The following is a 5,888-nucleotide window of genomic DNA, read 5'->3' as shown; positions in this document are numbered from 1 at the left end:
ATTTTTATTTCTGTATCATTTTTCCATAACTTTTGTTTTAAGGACATGTCTATTTATTTGTAAATTGTGTTCAAAGATAAAACTCAATATTTACTTTGGCATCGAAATTATAAAGAATACTTTCAGTAACTTCACCTTAACTTCATTTGTTGACAAAATTCATTAAGGAAAATGCTTAAATGCTTTCTCAAAATGCTTAAATGCTTTCTCATTTCGGTAAATTTAGCAAGCAAAAAGGTATATTGCTTTCTCAAAATGCTTAAATGCTTTCTCATTTCAGTAGATTCAGCAAACAAAAAGGCATATTGCTTTCTCAAAATGCTTGATTACTTTTTCATTTCGGTATATCGCGTATTTATTTTGGTAGATTCAGCAAACATTAAATTGTAGGGTGCGTTAAAACAGCCGTAACGCACCACGAAATGCAGTGCGTTACGGCTAGAACACCAATTAATTAAAATGTCTTTTGCAGCAAGCTTTCGCCACGTTGATAAATTTCCCGCGCGTGATCAGTCCAAGCGCCTTGTCCCCAATAACGAAAACAACTAGTTTGCAGCAAAAGATTATGTAGGAGAATGTTACGGTATTGAGATTGTCTAGCAATCGGTTCTGCTGAGTCAGTTTGCAGTAATGGATCGATCTTTTGATGAAATAAACTGCTTAATTGATACATGGGAGACAACACATTTTCATATCCTTTTACCCAACTGATATGATTTGTCCACGAGGCTCCATCCAGATGAAAATTAGAGTTTGTTTGCTTTAATTCTTGAATTGCATTCTCTACAGCTTCCGGTTGAATATTATCTGGTGAAATTCGCTCCCAAATCTGATATTGTCCCACTGGCTGACAAGTTGGATAATCTTCAGGTTTGCATCCAGCAGCTTCGATTAATTCTAAATATTCTGTACCACACATCCCAACTACACCTGATTTTCCTCCTCCATTGTTTACCATATCCCACCAAGCTTGTTTAAAAGCGCTAGGAAATTCATTCATCATCACGCCGCCATTTTCCCCATCGCCAATTTGGCTAACTATTGGTGGTATAGACACACTACCAAGTTGTTGTTTGGATAATGTTTTAGCTTCATAATAAGGCTGCATCTGAGCAACTAATTTAGTATCAGAACCTTGGGTTTTAATTAAAGCTGTGATGCTAATTGTTTCACCTTGAGAATTCCGGGCAATTAGACGATGTGGTAAATGTTTATAAGTGAGAGATTGACCAGTAAGGGTTTCTACAGAATGTTCTTGAACAAGTAACCAGCGATATCCACATTCTTTCAGCGCTTTCACAAATTCATAGAGAGCATCAGGGTGATTGGGTAGGTGCATTTCTGGGGGCGAAAATCCTTTGACTCGCGCTAGTGCTTCCCAGCCAAAAATTGCTGCAAAGTGATGTTGCCATGCAACGATATGTAATTTAATATCTGCTATGGGTGTGGAAGGAATAACTGCATGACCCCACATTGTACCCAGCCATTCTACATAAGGTTGGTAGGTGCGATCGCAAGTAATCCGTTTAAGATTATCGAGAACATCACCGCGTCCCATTTGCCGCAGTCCCCAGAGAAGATTACCAGAGTAATCCAACATCACACGCGGATTGCAACCTTGATTTACCAGTTCGGGGATCAAGTCACCCATGCGGCTGTAACAATGGGCAAAGGGATCTGCATTGTGGTTATCCCCTTCATGGGGATGTTCAAACATATATTGCAGATTGCTGATGAGCGTACCGCCATTTCCAGCAGGTATAGTTGGCTGGTGCATGTGCAAAGCGATCGCAAATACAGCATTTACATTTTCCAACTTAATATTCGTGGTTGGTAAAAATACTGGTCGATCTTGGTTAACCACAGAGAGAACCTCTGTTTCCCAACCAGAAATATTCGGTAAGCCATCAATGATTTCGGGCAAAGGAGTCAGTGTTGTAGGGAAGGAAAGCATTTCTGATTGCTCCGAAACAAGGTATGTCTAATTATGCGATCGCACAGCAATTTCTGAACTGCAACTTTATGTATTGATGCAAACTGCGATCGCCTCAATAGTCCCGCAATATCTGTGTTGTTCAACAGTTTTGATATCGCACTTGTATAAAAAACACTAAAAAATATACAGTAATTCTATTTAATTTTGTTGCTATAAGCGTACATTTGTACCTCCCTATAGCCGATTCATTATGTTGCAAATATTTTTGAAAATGGTATGATACAACTCAAAATTCAGAAATTCAGATTTCATCTGGCTTTCTGGGCTTGAATCTGTTTCCCTCTTTTAAATAAGCTCTAAAATCCACAGAAACTATAAACATTAAATATTATTTTTTATCAATATAAAATTTTCTATTCTATGCTTTACGCAAATTTAATTTTAGGAGCAGTCTAATGAAACTAAAACAATTTGGAATTACATTTTTGAGCGTTTGTATTGCTGCTTTTTCAGGAATGAAAGCAGCAGAAGCGGCATCATTTTCAGTAATTGCCGACGATCTTAATAGTCCACGGGGTCTAAGTTTTGGCCCTGACGGCAGTCTCTATGTCACAGAGGCAGGAACAGGTGGAAGTGGAGCTTGTGTTCCTTCACCGAGTGCCGCAGGTCAATCTTTATGTTATGGCACAACTGGTGCAGTCACCAAAATTAGAAATGGTACACAAGAGCGTATACTTACAGGACTTCCTTCTTTAGCATTACCAAATGGTACTGATAGTAGTGGGCCTCAAGATATCAAATTTGATGCTACTGGCAAGCCTTATATTGCAGTTGGGTATGCTTCCGATCCTACATTTCGCGCCACATTAGGTAACACTGACTTAGGAAAAATCATTACTGCTAATTTCAATACAAATTCTTGGACTAGTGTGGCTGATTTAGCTAATTATGAACTTGCAAATAATCCCGATGGTGGCGATCTAATTAGCAATCCCTTCTCTCTTCTTTTAGATGGAAATAAGATTGTTGCAGTTGATACTGGTGCTAATGAGTTACTCAGTGTCGGGACTGATGGAAGTAATTTGAAAGCGATCGCCACAATTCCCCGCCAGACATTAACTAATCCAGTTTTTCCCACTGGTGCATCGTCATCGCCATTTGAAATTCAAGCAGTACCCACAAATATCGCCAAAGGCCCAGATGGCGCTTATTATATTAGCCAATTAACTGGTTTTCCTTTTCCCGAAGGTGAAGCAAAAATCTACCGAGTTGGTGCTGATGATAAACCAACAGTTTATACTGATGGCTTTACCCAACTTACTGACTTAGATTTTGATAGTCAAGGTAATTTATATGCTTTGCAATACGCTAATCAGTCACTCTGGAAAGGTAATCTAGATGGTTCTGTAATTAAAATAGCCAAGGATGGAACTCGCACAACTATTCTTAGTGGCAATGGATTAGAGTCTCCTACTGCTTTGACTATTGGTGCTGATGATGCTATTTACGTGACAAACCGAGGCGATGGCCCTGGACTTGGACAAGTTATCAAAATTGAGAATTCCAAGTCTGTTCCTGAATCTACTTCTACTTTCAGCTTATTAGCATTTCTTGGCACTGCGAGCCTTACTTTTTTGCACAAGGGTAAAGCCAAAAAACTGAAGATTTCGGAGAAGTTTATTCAGGAGTGTTGAGTCAATACGGTTCGGATAAGATCCCCCCGCCTACGGCGACCCCCTTAAAAAGCTACGGTGTACACACAAGTCAAATTACCCCCCTTAATCCCCCCGATGTATTGGGGGGAAATAAGAAATCTAGTTCCCTCCCCAATACATACGGGGAGGGTTAGGGTGGGGTAAAACCTTGGGTTAATCAGCTATTTCAGACTTGTGTGTACACCGTAGCCTTAAAAAGGGGGTAAAGAGGAGAAAAAGCCCTGCTTTTTAAGGGGGGTTGGGGGGATCTTCGAGAGAGAAATATGTTAATCGAACTGTATTGAGTATTGAGTCTGCGATCGCCCTCGGTGTCTCCCCTTCTCTACGAGACGCTACGGGAAGGGGTAAGTTTTTCAATCAGCCGTTGTCTTCTTGGTGCTGGTGGTGTTGCTATTCGTAAAATTAGCTCTAACAACCAAGGGGCGAGGCGTTGACACAACACGGCTAAATGACTTTGCCATCCAACTAAAATTTCTGATGAATCATTCTGCATTCCGGTGACGAGTGCTTTAGCCACTTGCTGGGGAGTCATGGGGATTACCCAGCGGAATAATTTTAAGTCGCGCACCATGTCTGTGTCTGTCAGGGAAGGCAGTAATGCAATCACGCGGATATTGTGTTCGGCTAATTCTTGGCGCAAGGCTTGGGTAAATCCTAAGATGGCAAACTTGGTTGCTGAGTATGTCGCCATCGTTGGTGCTGCAACTTTCCCCATCAAGCTCGATACATTGACAATTGTCCCTTGTCTTTGACTGGCCATGCGTCGAGCAATCAAACTAGTGAGGTTGTACATCCCTAACAAGTTCACCGAAATTTCTTCTTGAACTTGGGGCATTTTAGATTGCAAAAACGAACTTTGATATGCGACTCCCGCACAATTAACTAGCAGATGAATCTGTCCGTAATTGCGCCAGAGTTGGGCAACAGCGATATTTACTTCAATTGTCTGCGTCAAATCTAAAGCCACGATCGCAGCTTCTGTACCCATCGCCTCGATTTCGTTGGCTACCTCCACTAACTTGCGGCGATCGCGTGCTATCAATATCATCCGCTTGATGCCTTGTTGCGCTAATTCGAGAGCGATCGCTCGTCCAATTCCACGCGAAGCCCCTGTAATTAGGGCAACTTTACCTTGAATCTCCATTAGTTTTATTCTCCAAAATTTAAGTCTTACCAAACTCCTCGTTATTGCCGATACACACAAGCAAGAGCTACTTGCTTGTCGGCACAAAGTAAGACAAATAATCAATCGCAATTGAAATCAAACTGAAACTAAGCCTTTAGCAACGAGACATTTCTTGGTTAATCTGCAATCCCTCATAGTTGTCTATATGAGGCAGAAATTTCTCGTTTTGAACCCGTCAAAGCCTAACACACTTGGCTGAATGGGTATAGCTCATAGATTTTATTTCTCCTAGATCCGAGCGTTCATCAGCATCGCTGTCATACACACGTTAGCAATTAAATCAAGCTATTGCAATATTCTTTAATAAGAATTTCTTAATACTTTTTAACGACAAGTATATATATACAAAAGATTTTATTAAATAAGTTTTTATGAATCCCTCAGCATAAATATCTCATTTTCCTGACAAATAGCCCTGTTTTAGGAAATTGCTATATCTAATTCATGGTTTAGAAACAAAAAAGACATATAGGATTTTGGCTGATGGTTGCAATAGTTAGAGTTTTTAACTCACAAAATTACATCAGTATATTTACTGCATATTTACTGTTTTCTTGAAAATAAAGATTGATGACCTTTATTGATTGAAAATAATCAAAAATGGCTAGATTGTTGTCTAAAATTATCTGCCAAAATTTTAGGATAAATAGTAATTTATTTAGGTTTAGCTTTGAGTTCATCAAAGTAATGCTTGAGACTTGCTTTGTCTATAACCAACTTCAATCATTCATGAATAATAAGCTCCTCGACTTTTTAGAGAAGTCGGGGATCTAACTGTAAGTCAACATGATTCCTAATTGATGATTCTGCCTAAAGTCGTATCCCGTAAATTTACGTAATTAGAAATTATTACCCCACGCTTAAATCGGCTTACTCGCAGCAAGGATGGATATCAATACTGCTCGGTTAAGAATATTTGTAAAACAGATACCTCGAAGTCATGTTGAGGTACTCCAAAGTCGTGTTGAGGTACTCCAAAGTCGTGTTGAGGTACTCCAAAGTCGTTTTGAGGTACTTCAAAGTCGTTTTGAGGTACTTCAAAGTCGTTTTG

The 5,888-nt window shown here is 39.6% G+C and carries 3 protein-coding genes; 1 reads left to right on the top strand and 2 read right to left on the bottom strand.

What is annotated here, in order from left to right; genetic code table 11:
* Positions 1–454: 454 nt before the first annotated feature.
* Entirely contained in the window at positions 455–1,954 is a 1,500-nt protein-coding gene (locus RMX89_RS34290; RefSeq protein ID WP_322692122.1) for a glycosyl hydrolase family 57, read from the bottom strand.
* A gap of 437 nt (positions 1,955–2,391) precedes the next feature.
* Here RMX89_RS34290 and RMX89_RS34285 point away from each other — a divergent pair, with 437 nt between their 5' ends.
* On the top strand, positions 2,392–3,630 hold the full coding sequence (locus RMX89_RS34285) for a ScyD/ScyE family protein (protein WP_322692121.1): 1,239 nt from the start codon (positions 2,392–2,394) through the stop codon (positions 3,628–3,630).
* Between the two features lie 343 nt (positions 3,631–3,973).
* Here the strand turns inward: RMX89_RS34285 and RMX89_RS34280 are convergent, their stop codons facing one another.
* Positions 3,974–4,795 (bottom strand): SDR family NAD(P)-dependent oxidoreductase, encoded by an 822-nt coding sequence (locus RMX89_RS34280; protein ID WP_322692120.1) that lies wholly within the window; start codon positions 4,793–4,795, stop codon positions 3,974–3,976.
* Between the last annotated feature and the right edge of the window lie 1,093 nt (positions 4,796–5,888).

Source organism: Nostoc sp. DedSLP04 (assembly GCF_034530775.1).
Taxonomy (GTDB): domain Bacteria; phylum Cyanobacteriota; class Cyanobacteriia; order Cyanobacteriales; family Nostocaceae; genus Nostoc.
Note: the sequence above shows the minus strand (reverse complement) of the source record. Positions and strands in the feature narration are given on the sequence as shown.

What these genes read in the sequence shown, in the direction of transcription:
- RMX89_RS34290 (WP_322692122.1), bottom strand. Translation starts at nt 1,954, where the DNA reads ATGCTTTCCTTCCCTACAACACTGACTCCTTTGCCCGAAATCATTGAT.
- RMX89_RS34285 (WP_322692121.1), top strand. Translation starts at nt 2,392, where the DNA reads ATGAAACTAAAACAATTTGGAATTACATTTTTGAGCGTTTGTATTGCT.
- RMX89_RS34280 (WP_322692120.1), bottom strand. Translation starts at nt 4,795, where the DNA reads ATGGAGATTCAAGGTAAAGTTGCCCTAATTACAGGGGCTTCGCGTGGA.